Source organism: Microbacterium sp. cx-55, assembly GCF_021117345.1.
Taxonomy (GTDB): domain Bacteria; phylum Actinomycetota; class Actinomycetes; order Actinomycetales; family Microbacteriaceae; genus Microbacterium.
The window spans coordinates 2,892,668-2,906,924 of record NZ_CP088261.1 but is presented as its reverse complement, the minus strand read 5'-3'; the positions used below and the strand labels follow the sequence as shown (position 1 = coordinate 2,906,924).

The window sequence follows — 14,257 nt, the reverse complement described above, 5'->3', positions numbered from 1 at the left end:
GGGCGCGGGGAACACGGCGCGCATCACGAAGGAGTGACATGACCGAGCAGAACGAGGTCCATCGGGGCCTCGCCGGAGTGGTGGCCGATACGACGGCCATCTCGAAGGTCGATCCCGAGACGAATTCGCTGCTGTACCGCGGGTATCCCGTGCAGGAGCTCGCCGCGACGCAGCCGTTCGAGGCGGTCGCGTACCTCCTCTGGCACGGCGACCTGCCGACGGATGCGCAACTCGCCGAGCTGCGTCGTCTCGAGCGCGAGCATCGCGCGCTGACCCCGGCGGTGCAATCCGCCATCGACCTCGTGCCGCTCGATGCGCACCCGATGGACGAGGTGCGGACCGCGCTCAGCGTGCTCGGCGCCGCCGACCTCGCCGGCTCCGGCTCGGTGCTCGATGCGAGCGGCAACCCCGAGCTGAACCTGGCGCGCAGCATCCGACTGTTCGCCGCGCTTCCCGCGATCGTCGCGTACGGTCAGCGTCGGCGCCGCGGGACGACGGCGATCGCGCCGCGCGACGACCTCGACTACGCCGCGAACTTCCTCTGGATGACCTTCGGTGAAGAGTCGGACGAGGTCGTCGTCGACGCGTTCAACCGCTCGATGGTGCTGTACGCCGAGCACTCGTTCAACGCGTCGACCTTCACGGCACGCGTGATCGCGTCGACGCTCAGCGACCTGTACTCGGCCGTCGTCGGTGCCGTCGGCGCGCTGAAGGGGCCGCTGCACGGCGGCGCCAACGAGGCCGTGCTGCACATCTTCGACGAGATCGGCGATGCCGCCAACGTCGACGAGTGGCTCGATGAGGCCCTCGCCGCCAAGCGCAAGATCATGGGATTCGGCCACCGGGTCTACAAGCGCGGGGACTCGCGCGTGCCGACCATGAAGGCGGCGCTCGACGATCTCGTCGAGCACTACGACCGCCCCGACATCGGCGCGCTGTACAGCACGCTCGAGTCGGAGTTCGTCGCGCGCAAGGGCATCTACCCGAACCTCGACTATCCGTCCGGCCCGGTCTACAACCTGATCGGATTCGACACGGTCACCTTCACGCCGCTGTTCGTCGCGGCTCGCGTGACGGGGTGGACCGCCCACATCCAGGAGCAGTTCTCCGCGAACGCGCTGATCCGTCCGCTGTCGTCGTACATCGGCCCGGACGAACGGCACATCCCCGGCTACGTGCAGGATGCCGCCGAGCGCGACGCGGCCCGACGGCCCGAAGAGCGGGTCTGACGATGACCCGCACGGCCGTCATCGTCGACGTCGTGCGAACGCCCTCGGGGCGCGGAAAGCCGGGTGGTGCGCTGAGCGGCGTGCATCCGGTCGACCTCGCCGCCGGCGTGCTGCGCGCGATCGTCGAGCGGAACGGACTCGATCCGGTGCTCGTCGACGACGTGATGCTGGGCTGCGTCAGCCAGGTCGGCGAGCAGAGCATGAACATCGCCCGGCAGGCTGTGCTCGCGGCGGGCTTCGCCGAATCCGTGCCGGGCACGACCCTCGACCGGCAGTGCGGCTCGAGTCAGCAGGCCGTGCACGCCGCCGCGCAGGCCGTCATGGCGGGCGCGGCGGACATCGTGATCGCCGGCGGGGTGGAGTCGATGAGTCGCGTGCCGCTCGGCGCCGCCGCATCCGTCGCGGGTTCCCCGTGGTCGCCGGGGCTCCGCGCCCGCTACCCCGAGGGACTCGTGGGGCAGGGTGTCTCTGCCGAGCTGATCGCCGCGCGGTGGTCGCTCGGGCGCGCGGACCTCGATGCGTACGCGGCCCGGTCGCACGACCGCGCGGCGGCCGCCGCATCCGCCGGCTTCTTCGACAGCCAGCTCGTGCCGGTGGCAACGGATGCCGGACTCGTCACGGTCGATGAGACCGTCCGCCCGGGGACGACGGCAGAGCGGCTTGCCGGGCTCGCTCCGGCCTTCCGCACCGACGAGATGGCGGCCCGGTTCCCCGAACTCGAATGGCGCATCACCGCGGGAACGTCGTCTCCCCTGACCGACGGTGCATCGGCGGTGCTCATCATGAGCGAGGAGCGCGCGATCGCGCTGGGCCTCGTGCCCCGCGCGCGGTTCCACGCGTTCGCGGTCGTCGGCGACGACCCGCTGCTGATGCTGACCGGGCCGATCCCGGCGACCCGCCGCATCCTGGAACGCAGCGGCCTGCGCCTCGACGACATCGACGCGTACGAAGTGAACGAGGCGTTCGCGTCGGTGCCGCTCGCGTGGGCGGCCGAGCTCGGCGCCGACGACGAACGCCTGAACCCACGCGGCGGCGCGATCGCGCTCGGGCATGCACTCGGCTCTTCGGGCACGCGCCTGCTCGGCACGCTGCTCGCCCACCTCGAGGCGACCGGGGGTCGCTTCGGGCTGCAGACGATGTGCGAGGGCGGCGGGATGGCGAACGCCACCGTCATCGAACGACTCTGACGCCGCCGCCCCCGCTTCACTTGCCTCAAATACAGGCTTTGCGCGTCGAAAAGCGTGTATTTGAGGCAAGTGAGGGTGCGGGTTTGCTCCGGCAGCGGAGTCTGCGCGAAGCGCGGCGCGCGTGACACGATGGAGCGTATGAGCTCCTATGAGACGATCCTCGTCGAGCAGCGCGGACGGGTCGGCTGGATCACCCTGAACCGCCCCGAGGCCCTGAACGCCCTCAACTCGACCCTCGCCACCGAACTGGCCGCCGCCGTCGCCGCGTTCGACGGCGATGAGGGCATCGGATGCATCGTGCTGACCGGCAGCGAGCGTGCGTTCGCCGCGGGCGCCGACATCAAGGAGATGGCCGACAAGTCCGCGCGCGAGATGCTCATGCAGAGCCCGTTCGCCCCGCTGGAGTCGGTCGCGCGCGCCCGCACCCCGATCATCGCCGCGGTCGCCGGGTTCGCGCTCGGCGGCGGGTGCGAACTCGCGATGATCTGCGACCTCATCCTCGCCGCCGACACCGCGAAGTTCGGCCAGCCCGAGATCAACCTGGGCGTCATCCCCGGGCTCGGCGGCACCCAGCGGCTGACGCGCGCGATTGGCGCGGCGAAGGCGGCGGAACTCGTGCTCACCGGGCGAACGATGGATGCGGTCGAAGCCGAACGCGCCGGCCTGGTCGCCCGCGTCGTGCCCGCCGCCGATCTCCTCGCCGAGGCCGCGGCCGTGGCGGAGACGATCGCATCGAAGTCGCTGCCGGTCGTCTACGCCGCGAAGGAAGCGCTCCGCGCGGCGCAGGAGACGACGCTCGCCGAGGGGCTGCGGTTCGAGAAGCAGGTCTTCGCCGGGCTGTTCGCGCTCGAGGACCAGAAGGAGGGCATGGCCGCCTTCCGCGCCAAGCGCGCTCCCGAATTCCGTCACCGCTGATCCGGGGCGGATGACGCACGGTGAGTGACGAGAAGGAAGACGCGCGCGCCCCGCTGCCGTTCCGGCCGACCGTCTTTCCCGGGGCGGCCGCATCCGTCCGCCCGGCGCCGCGGCCCGAGCCCCGACGGTACGGTCCGTTCACGCGGTGGCAGTGGGCGGGGGCGGTGATCGTCGTCGGCGGAGGGCTGCTGTTCGCGGCGGCCATGACCGTTCTCGCGGCGCGCTGGCTGCTCTCCCTCGACGCGTTGCGCGACTTCACAGCCGACTACCCGGGCGCCTACGCGCTGCCGGCGTCGGCGCCCGTCGGCATCCCAGCCTGGCTCGGCTGGCAGCACTTCTTCAACGCGTTCCTGCTCGTGCTCATCATCCGCTCCGGCATGCAGGTGCGCCGCGAGAAGCGGCCGCGCGCGTTCTGGCATCCGCGCCGCGACCGCAAGGGACGCATCACCCTCACGCTCTGGGGGCACCTCGCGGTCGACCTGCTCTGGCTCGTGAACGGGGCCATGTACGTCGTGCTGCTGTTCAGCACGGGACAGTGGATGCGGATCGTGCCGACGAGCCTCGACGTCTTCCCGAATGCGCTGTCGGCCGTGCTGCAGTACGCGTCGCTCGACTGGCCGACCGAGAACGGCTGGGTGAACTACAACAGCGTGCAGCAACTGTCGTATTTCGCGGTCGTCTTCCTCGCCGCGCCGCTCGCGACGCTGACGGGGGTGCGTCTGTCGAAGCTGTGGCCGAAGAACACGCCCCGCCTCGACCGGGTGATCACGTTCGAGGCGGCCCGCCGCATCCATTTCCCGGTGATGCTCTTCTTCGTGGTGTTCATCGTCGTGCACGTCACGCTCGTGCTGGCCACCGGTGCGCTGCGAAACCTCAACCACGTGTATGCGGCGCAGGGGTCGGTCGATCCGAACGCCTACGCCGACAACTGGCTCGGGTTCGGGATCTTCGTCGCGTCGATCGCCGTGATGCTCGCGGGGTGGATCGCCTACCGCCCGCGCGTCCTCATCCCGATCGCCCGCCTGTTCGGCACCGTCACCGAGCGCTGATCCGGCCCGGTCCGCCGCCCCGCCAACCCGCAGATTTCCGCGAGACGGGATTTTGGCGCCGAGACAGCGGGGTAACCCCTCCGTCTCGGCGCGAAGAACTCGTCTCGCGGGAACGAAGGGGGCCGGGAGGCGCGGCTGGCCGGCCGGCCGCGGGTCGGGCCGCGGGTCAGCGGACGAAGCGGGCTTCGGTCAGGGTCTCGCCGAGGAACGGCTCGGTGTGCGTCTCGCCGTCGAGCGTGAAACCGTTGCGCTGGTAGAAGCGGTGAGCGCGCGGGTTGTCTTCGGCGACCCAGAGGTACGCGGGCTCGCCGGCGTCGATCGCGGCGTCGAACAGCTCCTGGCCGATGCCCGTGCCGTGCCAGGCGTCGAGTAGGTAGATGAAGTACAACTCGCGGCCGCGCGGCGCATCGCGGTCGCGCGCGGGGCCGGACCCCGCGAACCCGACGATGTCGCCGTCGACGAGCGCGGCGCTCATCCGGAAGTCGGGTCCTTGCGACGCCCAGTGCGTCCAGAGCTCGGCGAGTCTCTTCGCTGAGACGCGCTCCAGTGCGGCCTTGCTGATGAGGTGGTCGTAGGTCTCGTGCCAGCACGTCGCGTGCACCCGGCCGAGGGCTTCGGCGTCGACGTCGCGAACGGGTCGGACGGTGACGCGGGCGGAGGTTTCGGCATCCATGGCCAGACTCTACGCGCGGCCCCACGGCACCGGAAATCGTGCGGCGTCGACGTGCGCAGGCGACGGATGCGGCCCGCCCCGCTGTGGGATTCGCACAAGGAACTGCGGTGCCCACGGGTGGATCGCTACGATCCGGGACGTGAATGTGATCTGGCGAACCTTGCTCCTTCTGTGGCGTTCGCGCCGCCGATACCGTCGCGAAGGCGCGATGGAACCCCTCGAGGTCGGCGTCGTGCGGCTCACGACCCTGCCCACCGACCTCGACCTCGTCGGGCACATGAACAACGGGCGCTATCTGTCGCTGTTCGACCTCGGACGATTCGATCTGCTGATGCGCACGGGGCTCTGGGATCTCGGGCGCGAGCGCGGCTGGTATCCGGTCGTGGCCAACGCGACGATCAGCTACCGGAAGTCGCTGCACCTCTGGCAGCGCTTCGACATCGAGTCCCGGCTCGTCGCGGCGGACGACCGGGCCATGTACCTCGAGCATCGCGTGGTCGTGCGCGGCGAGATCTACGCGCGGCTGCTCGTGCGCGGGCGGTTCGTGAAGCGCTCCGGCGGCGTGCTGCCGATCGCGGAACTGTTCGAGGCGATCGGTCTGGATCCCGCCGCGGTGCCGGCTCCGGACGAGTGGATGACCCGGTGGGCGGATGACGTCGCCCTGCCGCCGACGAAGGCCCCCGCCCCGAGCACCTGGGCCTGAGCGGGGGAGCGGGCGAGGCGCGATGGAGTGCGCGTCGTCACGGGGCGCGGCGGCAGGCCAGACATAGGCTGAGCGCATGTCCCAGAGCTTCGAAGACGGCTCGGTCGCGCCACAAGCAGCGGCCACCGCATCCCTCGCCGACACCGCTGTCGCGCTCGCCCGCAGCTGGGTCTCGGAAGCAGCGTCCGCCGACGTCGATCCGTCGGCCGAGCGCCTCGCCGGAGTGCTCCGCGACCCGAAGGGTCTTCCGTTCACGATCGGTTTCGTCGACGGTGTCATGCGGCCCGAAAGTCTCTCCGCCGCGGCCGCGAATCTCAGCCGTGTCGCGCCGCTCGTGCCGCATTTCCTGCCCTGGTACCTCCGGTCCGCCGTGCGGCTCGGCGGTGCGGTCGCGTCCGCTGTACCGACCCCCGTCGTGCCGATCGCGCGTCGCGTGCTGCGCGAGATGGTCGGCCACCTGATCGTCGACGCCCGGCCCGCGAAGCTCGGCCCGGCGATCGCGAAGCTCCGCGAGTCCGGTGCGCGTCTGAACCTGAACCTCCTCGGCGAGGCCGTGCTGGGCGAGGACGAGGCCGCCCGTCGCCTCGCGGGCATCCACGACCTCATCCGTCGCCCCGATGTCGACTACGTCTCGGTGAAGGTGTCGGCCATCGCGAGCCACATCTCGATGTGGGCGTTCGACGAGGTCGTCGATCGCGTCGTCGAGCGGCTCCTGCCGCTGTACCTCTCGGCCCGGCAGGACGGCACGTTCATCAACCTCGACATGGAGGAGTACCGCGATCTCGACCTGACGATCGCGGTGTTCACCCGCATCCTCGAAGACGAGCGGCTCGTCGGACTCCAGGCGGGAATCGTGCTGCAGGCGTACCTGCCCGACGCCCTGCCCGCCCTGCAGCAGCTCACGGCGTGGGCCCGTCAGCGCGTGGCCGGCGGGGGCGCCGCCATCAAGGTGCGCCTCGTCAAGGGCGCCAACCTCGCCATGGAGCACGTCGACGCCGTCATGCACGGCTGGCCGCAGGCCCCCTTCGACACCAAGCTCGACACCGACGCGAACTACCTGCGCTGCCTCGACTGGGCCTTCCAGAGCGAGCGGACGGATGCGGTGCGCATCGGCGTCGCGGGCCACAACCTGTTCGACATCGCGTACGCCTGGCTGCTCGCGGGCGAGCGCGGCGTGCGGGGCCGCGTGGAGTTCGAGATGCTGCTCGGCATGGCGCAGGGGCAGGTGCAGGCGGTGACCCGCACCGTCGGCCACGTGCTGCTCTACGTTCCGGTCGTGCGCCCCGACGAGTTCGACGTCGCGATCAGCTACCTCGTGCGGCGCCTCGAGGAGAACGCGTCGGAGGAGAACTTCCTCTCGGCCGCGTTCGAGCTGGAGGACGAGCCGGAGCTGTGGGCGCGCGAGCGGGATCGTTTCCTCGCCTCCCTCGACCGGATGACGGAGCCGGGCCTGCGCGTCGGGCCGCGCCGTGGCCAGGACCGCGGCCGTCTTCCCGCCGACCCGGCCGACCCCGCGATCCTCCGCGACCCGGCGCCGACCCAGGAGATCCAGACGGGCCTCACGCAGGCCGTCATGGGGATCGCGTCCGATCACGCCGAGGCCGACGCCCGATCCGTGCTGTTCGGCGGTGCCGAGTTCGTCGAGACCGCCGTGTTCGAAGACCGTGAGTCCGAGGGGCGTGCGCTCGGCGCATCCGGCTTCCGGAACGCGGCGGATTCCGACCCGGCGCTTCCGGCCGGGCGCGAGTGGGCGCGCGACATCCTGGCCCGCATCGACGGCTCGACCGCCGGCGACGCCGTCATCGATGCGGCACGGGTCGATGACGCCGCCGCGCTGGAGCAGATCGTTGCCCGCGTGCGGACGGCCGCCGGTACGTGGGGCGCCCTGCCCGCCGCCGATCGCGCGGTCGTGCTGCGGTCAGCGGGGCGGATGCTGGAAGCCCGACGCGCGCGACTGATCGAGGTCGCCGCATCCGAGACCGGCAAGGTGCTCGCGGAGGCCGACGTCGAGGTGAGCGAAGCGGTCGATTTCGCGAACTACTACGCGGCCACCGCGCGGGAGCTCGACCGGGTGACGGGGGCGGTCTTCGAGCCGTCGCGGGTCACGGTCGTCGCACCGCCCTGGAACTTCCCGCTCGCGATCCCTGCCGGCGGAGTGCTCGCCGCGCTCGCCGCCGGCTCCGGGGTCGTCTTCAAGCCGGCTCCGCAGGCGCGTCGCTGCGCGGCCGTCGTCGCGGAGGCGCTGTGGGATGCGGGCGTTCCGCGCGATGCGCTCGCGCTCGTCGACATCGACGAAGGCGAGCTCGGACAGCGACTGATCGCCCACCCCGATGTCGACCGCGTGATCCTGACCGGATCGTGGGAGACCGCGCAGCTGTTCCGCTCGTGGCGCGCCGACCTGCCGATCCTCGCGGAGACGAGCGGCAAGAACGCGATGATCGTGATGCCGTCGGCCGACCTCGATCTCGCCGCATCCGATCTCGTGAAGAGCGCCTTCGGTCACGCGGGGCAGAAGTGCTCGGCCGCGTCGCTCGCGATTCTCGTGGGCCCGGTCGGGCGCTCGTCGCGCTTCGCCCGCCAGCTCATCGATGCGACCCGTTCGCTGCGGGTCGGGCCGCCGTCCGACGCGCTCGCCGAGGTGGGGCCGGTCATCGAGCCGCCGCACGGGAAGCTCGCCTGGGCGCTCGACGAGCTGGACGACGGTGAGAAGTGGCTCGTCCGTCCGGAGCAGGTCGACGGTCCGCCGGAACTCGCGGGACGGCTGTGGCGTCCCGGCATCCGCGTCGGCGTGCAGCCCCGTTCGCGCTTCCACCTCGAGGAGTTCTTCGGGCCGGTGCTCGGCGTCATGCACGCGTCGTCGCTCGCGGAAGCGATCGAGCTGCAGAACGCGGTCGCTTACGGGCTGACCGCGGGTCTGTACACGCAGAACCCGGATGACCTCTCGACGTGGCTCGACGGGGTCGAGGCCGGAAATCTGTACGTGAACCGCGGCATCACCGGTGCGATCGTGCAGCGTCAGCCGTTCGGCGGATGGAAGCGATCCTCGGTCGGCGCGGGCACGAAAGCGGGTGGCCCGAACTACCTCATCGGACTCGGTTCGTGGCGGCCGACCGCATCCGGGGCCGCATCGAGCACCCTGCACCTGCGCGGGCTCGACTCGCGTATCACGACGATCATCGAGGCCGCACAGCCGTCGCTCGACTACGACCGCTTCGAGTGGCTGCGTCGTGCGGCGTTGTCGGATGCGGTCGAGTGGGACCGCGAATTCGGTCGCATCAAGGACGTCTCGAAGCTCGGTGTGGAGCGGAACCTGTTCCGCTACCGGCCGGTCGAGGTCGCCGTGCGCGCGACCGCCGGTGCCGAGGTGCAGGAGGTGCTGCGGGTGGCGCTGGCCGGCATCCGCGCGGCGTCCGCCTTCACGCTGAGTGTCGCGGCCGGGTTGCCCGGCGGCATCCGCCGCGCCCTGTCGGATGCGGGCGTCACCGTGCACGTCGACACGGATGCGGAGTGGATCGAACGCGCGACCCGCGCGAGCGTCGACGCCGCGGTGGCGCTGATGAGCACCGGGACGGATGCGCCGCCCGCGCGCGCTCCGCGCGTTCGTCTGATCGGCCCGGCGGTGGAAACGGAGGCGCTGCACCGCGTGCTCGCGGAGGCCGTCGCCGGCGACCCCGACCTCGCGGTGTACCCGAACCCGGTCACGACCGCCGGGCGGCTCGAGCTGCTGCCGTTCCTGCACGAGCAGGCGATCTCGATCACGGCGCATCGTTTCGGCAACCCCGACCCGTGGAGCGAGTCCGTCATCTGACGCCCCCGAACCCGGTTCACTTGCCTCATATTCACGCTTTTCGGGGCGTTTCGCGTGTATGTGAGGCAAGCGAACCGGGGCGGGACCCCGCGCGCTCGGCGCGGCGGCGGCCGTCAGCCGCGCTCGCGCAGCTCGCGGCGAGTGAGCGGCGCGGCGGAGGCGGGCTCACGCTCCTCCTCGTCGGCCACCGGAGCGACCAGCGCGCCGGACTCGGCCGCGGCCTGCTCGGCGAGCACGGCCGCGTCATCCGCCGCCTCCTGCAACGCGGACTTCGCGCGGAGCGGGGGCGTACGGAAGAAGAGCGTCAGCAGGAACGCGAGCAGGACGACCCCGAGCGCGACCCGGTACACCGAGACCGCCGAGTCATTGAAGCCGATCAGGATGGGGGCGGTGAGGCGCGGGTCGGCGCCGTTGAGGAACGACGTGTCGTCCATCACGGTGCTGTCGAACGAGCCGCCGTCCGATCCGCCGCCGGTGAGACCCTCCTGCAGCTGCGGCAGCGCGCTCGCGACGAAGGCGCTCCGCTGCGTGTCGTCGGAGAGGTCGACGGATGCGGCAGCTGCCGCATCCTGCAGCCCCGACACGATCGGGGTGTAGATGCTCTGCATGATGGCCGCGTTCTGCGGCGCATCCGCGACGGACGGGTCGAGCGCCGCGTCGATCGCTTCGGTCAGCGTCTCGTCATCGGAGAACGATGCCTGGATGTTGGTGGGCACGAGCGTGAACAGCAGCGAGAGCAGGATGGCGGTGCCGAGCGTGCCACCGATCTGGCGGAAGAACGTCGAGGCGCTCGTGGCGACGCCCATGTCGCGGAGGCCCACGGCGTTCTGGCTCGCGATCGTGAGGGTCTGCATGAGCTGGCCGAGTCCGAGGCCCAGCAGCAGCATGGCGCCGGCGAGGTACCAGTACGAGTTGTCGGCGTGCAGGAACGTGAGGGCGAGATAGCCGGCGGAGAGGAACAGGGTGCCGAGGATCGGGAAGATCCGGTAGCGGCCCGTGCGCGCGATGATCTGACCGCTCGCGATCGAGGCGATCATGAGGCCGAGGATCATCGGCAGCATCTGGAAGCCACTCTCGGTCGGCGTCGCACCGAGCACGAGCTGCAGGTAGAGCGGCAGCGTCAGCATCGCCCCGAACATTCCGAAGCCGACCAGCACGCCGATGACGGTCGCCATCGAGAACGTCGGCGAGCGGAAGAGCGCGAGGGGGATGAGCGCGTCGGTCTTCATCGCGCGTTCGACGAGGATGAACGCCAGCACGCCGCCCGCACCCACGACGTAGCAGGCGATCGCGATCGGCGAGGTCCAGCCCCATTCGCGGCCCTGTTCGGCGATCAGCAGAAGAGGCACGAGGGCGACGACGACGAAGGTCGCGCCCCACCAGTCGATGCGCACCGAGTCCCGCGGGTGGTGCGGGATGTGCAGGAACCGCAGCACGATGAACAGCGCGATGATGCCGATCGGCACGTTGATCAGGAAGACCCAGCGCCATCCGGTGATGAAGAGGATCTCATCGGTGCCCGCGAACACCCCGCCGACGAGCGGGCCGATCACGCTGGAGATGCCGAAGACCGCGAGGAAGTAGCCCTGGTACTTCGCCCGCTCGCGCGGCGCGAGGATGTCGCCCATGATCGCGAGGGGCATCGACATGAGCCCGCCCGCGCCGAGGCCCTGCACGGCGCGGAACGCCGCGAGCTGCACCATGTCGGTCGAGAAGCTTGCCAGCACGGAGCCGACGATGAACACGATGATCGCGAACAGGAACAGCGGACGCCGACCGAAGATGTCGGAGAGTTTGCCGTAGATCGGAGTCGAGATCGTCGACACGATCAGGTACGCCGTGGTCACCCAGGCCTGCAGGCTGAGCCCGTCGAGGTCGTCGCCGATCGTGCGGATCGAGGTGCCGACGATCGTCTGGTCGAGCGCGGAGAGGAACATGCCCGCCATGAGACCGAAGATCACCAGCAGGATCGCACGGTGCGTCATCACCGGCTGAGCGGATGCGGGGGGGCGAACGGTCTCGGACATGCGACCTCCGGGGAAGGAGAGGGCCCGAGGGGAATCCTCGGAGCGATGCCCCGCGCGAGCGGAACGACTTATCGTAGTGCGCTCGCGCGGCGGCGTCCGCATCCGCGGGGCTACAACGTTGTACAGTGACGGCATGGGGCGGGCATGACACCGACGTTGCACGACGTCGCACGGCTGGCCGGCGTGTCCATCAAGACCGTCTCCAACGTCATCAACGACTATCCGCACATCCGTCCCGCCACCCGCGAGAAGGTGCAACTGGCGATCGCAGAGCTCGGCTACACGCCGAACCTCACGGCTCGGAACCTGCGGAGCGGTCGCACCGGGGCGATCGCTCTCGCCGTTCCCGATCTCGGCCTCAGCTACTTCGCCGAACTCGCCGCCACCGTCATCGCCGAAGCGGAGCGGCTCGGCGTCGTCGTGCTCGTGGAGCAGACCGGCGGCGACCGCGGCCGAGAACTCGATCTGCTGCGGAGCCCGCGACTGAAGCTCACCGACGGGCTCATCTTCAGTCCGCTCGGCATGGGCCAGGACGACGCCGAGCGGCTGAGCGTGCCGTACCCGATGGTGCTGCTCGGTGAGCGGATCTTCGACGGGCCCGTGGATCACGTGACGATGCGGAACGTGGATGCGGCGCGCGCGGCGACAGAGTATCTGATCGCCGCCGGGCGGCGTCGGATCGCGGTGGTCGGTGCGCACGACGGCGAGGTGATCGGTTCGGCGGGGCTGCGCCTGCGCGGATACCGCGAGGCGCTCGCTGTGGCGGGAATCGCCTACGACGACGCGCTCATCGGATACACGACGATGTGGCACCGCTCCAACGGTGCCCGCACGATGCGTGATCTCCTTGCTCGCGGCGCGGAGTTCGACGCCGTTTTCGGACTGAACGACACGCTCGCGCTCGGGGCGATGCGCGCCCTCCAGGAGAGCGGCCGGCGTGTGCCCGACGATGTCGCGGTGATGGGTTTCGACGACCTCGACGAGGCGCAGTACTCCATTCCCTCGTTGACGACGGTCGACCCGGGGCAGGCCTGGATCGCGCAGACGGCTGTGCAGACACTGCTGGCCCGCATCGCCGGCCCGACCACAGATAGTGCGCCGGGGCTTCTGCTCGCGGACTTCCGCATCGCGACGCGGGAGTCCGCACCGGCCGTGTGACGACTTCTTGACAGAAGACCCGACGCGCGTCATCATCGCTTTACAACGTTTACTTTCCAACGTTGTAAAGCGAGTGCAGCGCAGCACCAGTCGGTGCTCGGGCGCACCGCATCCATCTCCGTAAGACACCGGTGTCCACACCGCGAGAGGAAGCACACAGCCCATGAGATCCAAGGTCATCGCAGGCTTCGGCGTCGTTGCCGTTGCAGCTGCTGCCCTCACCGGATGCGCCGGTTCCGGCGCTGCCGAGAGCTCGTGCACGAACAAGATCGTCAACCCCGATGCGACGCAGGTGTCGGTCTGGGCCTGGTACCCGTCCTTCGAGGAGGTCGTCGATCTCTTCAACGAGAGCCACGACGACGTCCAGATCTGCTGGACCAACGCCGGCCAGGGCAACGACGAGTACACGAAGTTCTCCACCTCGATCGAATCGGGCAGCGGCGCTCCCGACGTGATCATGCTCGAATCCGAAGTGCTCTCGAGCTTCGCCATCCGCAACGCGCTCGTCGACCTGTCGGAGTACGGCGCCGGCGACGTGCAGGCCGATTACACCGAGGGCGCGTGGAAGGACGTCTCCAGCGGAGACGCCGTCTACGCGATCCCGGTCGACGGTGGCCCCATGGGCATGCTGTACCGGCAAGACATCCTCGACCAGTACGGCATCGCTCCGCCCACGACCTGGGCCGAGTTCGCGGATGCTGCGCAGAAGCTGAAGGATGCCGGAGCGCCCGGCGTGCTCGCCAACTTCCCCCCGAACGGCCGCGCCTTCACGCAGGCGCTGTTCGCCCAGGCGAGCTCTGTGCCCTTCACCTACGACAGCGCGTCGCCCCAGGAGATCGGCATCGACGTTGCCGATCAAGGGTCGAAGGACGTGCTCGCGTACTGGCAGGACCTGGCCGAGAAGGGTCTCGTCGCGACCGATGAGGCATTCACGGCCGACTACAACACGAAGCTCGTCGACGGCTCGTACGCCATCTACGTCGCGGCGGCCTGGGGCCCCGGCTACCTTCAGGGGTTGGAAGGCACCGACGACACGGCCGAGTGGCGAGCCGCGCCCGTTCCCCAGTGGGATGCAGCGAACCCGGTGCAGATCAACTGGGGTGGATCCACGTTCGCGGTGACCTCCCAGGCGAAGGACAAGGAGGCCGCCGCGACCGTCGCCAAGGAGGTCTTCGGCACCGAAGAGGCATGGAAGATCGGAATCGAGAAGGCGGCGCTCTTCCCGCTGTGGAAGCCCGTCCTCGAGTCGGACTACTTCCGTGACCTCGAGTACCCGTTCTTCGGAGGCCAGCAGATCAACAAGGACGTGTTCCTCCCCGCCGCATCCGGGTACGCCGGATTCACGTTCAGCCCGTTCCAGAACTACGCCTACGACCAGCTCCAGCAGCAGGTCACCGCGGTGGTGGTCGACCAGAACAAGGATGCCTCCGCGGCGCTCGATGACCTGCAGTCCACCCTCGAGACGTACGCGACCGATCAGGGCTTCGAGCTCGCAGGCTGACCCGATG

At 70.0% G+C, this 14,257-nt stretch carries 10 protein-coding genes; 8 read left to right on the top strand and 2 right to left on the bottom strand.

Features of this window, described 5'->3' with window-relative positions:
- Positions 1 to 38 precede the first annotated feature (38 nt).
- The 4 genes from LQ938_RS13680 (at position 39) to LQ938_RS13665 (ending at position 4,380) form a co-directional block, all read left to right on the top strand.
- Complete coding sequence (locus tag LQ938_RS13680; RefSeq protein WP_223723072.1) at positions 39 to 1,229, top strand: bifunctional 2-methylcitrate synthase/citrate synthase; 1,191 nt, start codon at positions 39 to 41, stop codon at positions 1,227 to 1,229.
- A gap of 2 nt (positions 1,230 to 1,231) precedes the next feature.
- Positions 1,232 to 2,416 (top strand): thiolase family protein, encoded by a 1,185-nt coding sequence (locus LQ938_RS13675; protein ID WP_223723071.1) that lies wholly within the window; start codon positions 1,232 to 1,234, stop codon positions 2,414 to 2,416.
- Positions 2,417 to 2,554: 138 nt separating this feature from the next.
- Positions 2,555 to 3,331 (top strand): enoyl-CoA hydratase-related protein, encoded by a 777-nt coding sequence (locus LQ938_RS13670; RefSeq protein ID WP_223723070.1) that lies wholly within the window; start codon positions 2,555 to 2,557, stop codon positions 3,329 to 3,331.
- 20 nt (positions 3,332 to 3,351) lie between these two features.
- Positions 3,352 to 4,380 carry a cytochrome b/b6 domain-containing protein gene (locus LQ938_RS13665; protein WP_223723069.1) on the top strand — a complete coding sequence of 343 codons (1,029 nt, stop codon included), beginning with the start codon at positions 3,352 to 3,354 and terminating at the stop codon, positions 4,378 to 4,380.
- A gap of 166 nt (positions 4,381 to 4,546) precedes the next feature.
- On the opposite strand, the gene LQ938_RS13660 is transcribed toward LQ938_RS13665, so the two are convergent.
- The gene (locus tag LQ938_RS13660) at positions 4,547 to 5,053 is read right to left on the bottom strand and encodes a GNAT family N-acetyltransferase (RefSeq protein ID WP_223723068.1); all 507 of its coding nucleotides are present in this window, start codon (positions 5,051 to 5,053) and stop codon (positions 4,547 to 4,549) included.
- Positions 5,054 to 5,261: 208 nt separating this feature from the next.
- Here LQ938_RS13660 and LQ938_RS13655 point away from each other — a divergent pair, with 208 nt between their 5' ends.
- Together LQ938_RS13655 and LQ938_RS13650 are read left to right on the top strand one after the other, a co-directional pair.
- Positions 5,262 to 5,756, top strand: coding sequence for a thioesterase family protein (locus tag LQ938_RS13655; RefSeq protein WP_263317743.1), 495 nt, complete (start codon positions 5,262 to 5,264; stop codon positions 5,754 to 5,756).
- Between the two features lie 76 nt (positions 5,757 to 5,832).
- The gene (locus tag LQ938_RS13650) at positions 5,833 to 9,564 is read left to right on the top strand and encodes a proline dehydrogenase family protein (RefSeq protein ID WP_223723066.1); all 3,732 of its coding nucleotides are present in this window, start codon (positions 5,833 to 5,835) and stop codon (positions 9,562 to 9,564) included.
- A 113-nt stretch (positions 9,565 to 9,677) separates the two neighbouring features.
- Here LQ938_RS13650 and LQ938_RS13645 read toward each other — a convergent pair whose 3' ends face one another.
- Positions 9,678 to 11,591 (bottom strand): MDR family MFS transporter, encoded by a 1,914-nt coding sequence (locus LQ938_RS13645; protein ID WP_223723065.1) that lies wholly within the window; start codon positions 11,589 to 11,591, stop codon positions 9,678 to 9,680.
- A 144-nt stretch (positions 11,592 to 11,735) separates the two neighbouring features.
- Here LQ938_RS13645 and LQ938_RS13640 point away from each other — a divergent pair, with 144 nt between their 5' ends.
- Positions 11,736 to 12,749 carry a LacI family DNA-binding transcriptional regulator gene (locus tag LQ938_RS13640; RefSeq protein ID WP_223723064.1) on the top strand — a complete coding sequence of 338 codons (1,014 nt, stop codon included), beginning with the start codon at positions 11,736 to 11,738 and terminating at the stop codon, positions 12,747 to 12,749.
- Positions 12,750 to 12,912: 163 nt separating this feature from the next.
- Positions 12,913 to 14,250 (top strand): ABC transporter substrate-binding protein, encoded by a 1,338-nt coding sequence (locus tag LQ938_RS13635; protein ID WP_223723063.1) that lies wholly within the window; start codon positions 12,913 to 12,915, stop codon positions 14,248 to 14,250.
- The last annotated feature ends 7 nt before the right edge of the window (positions 14,251 to 14,257 follow it).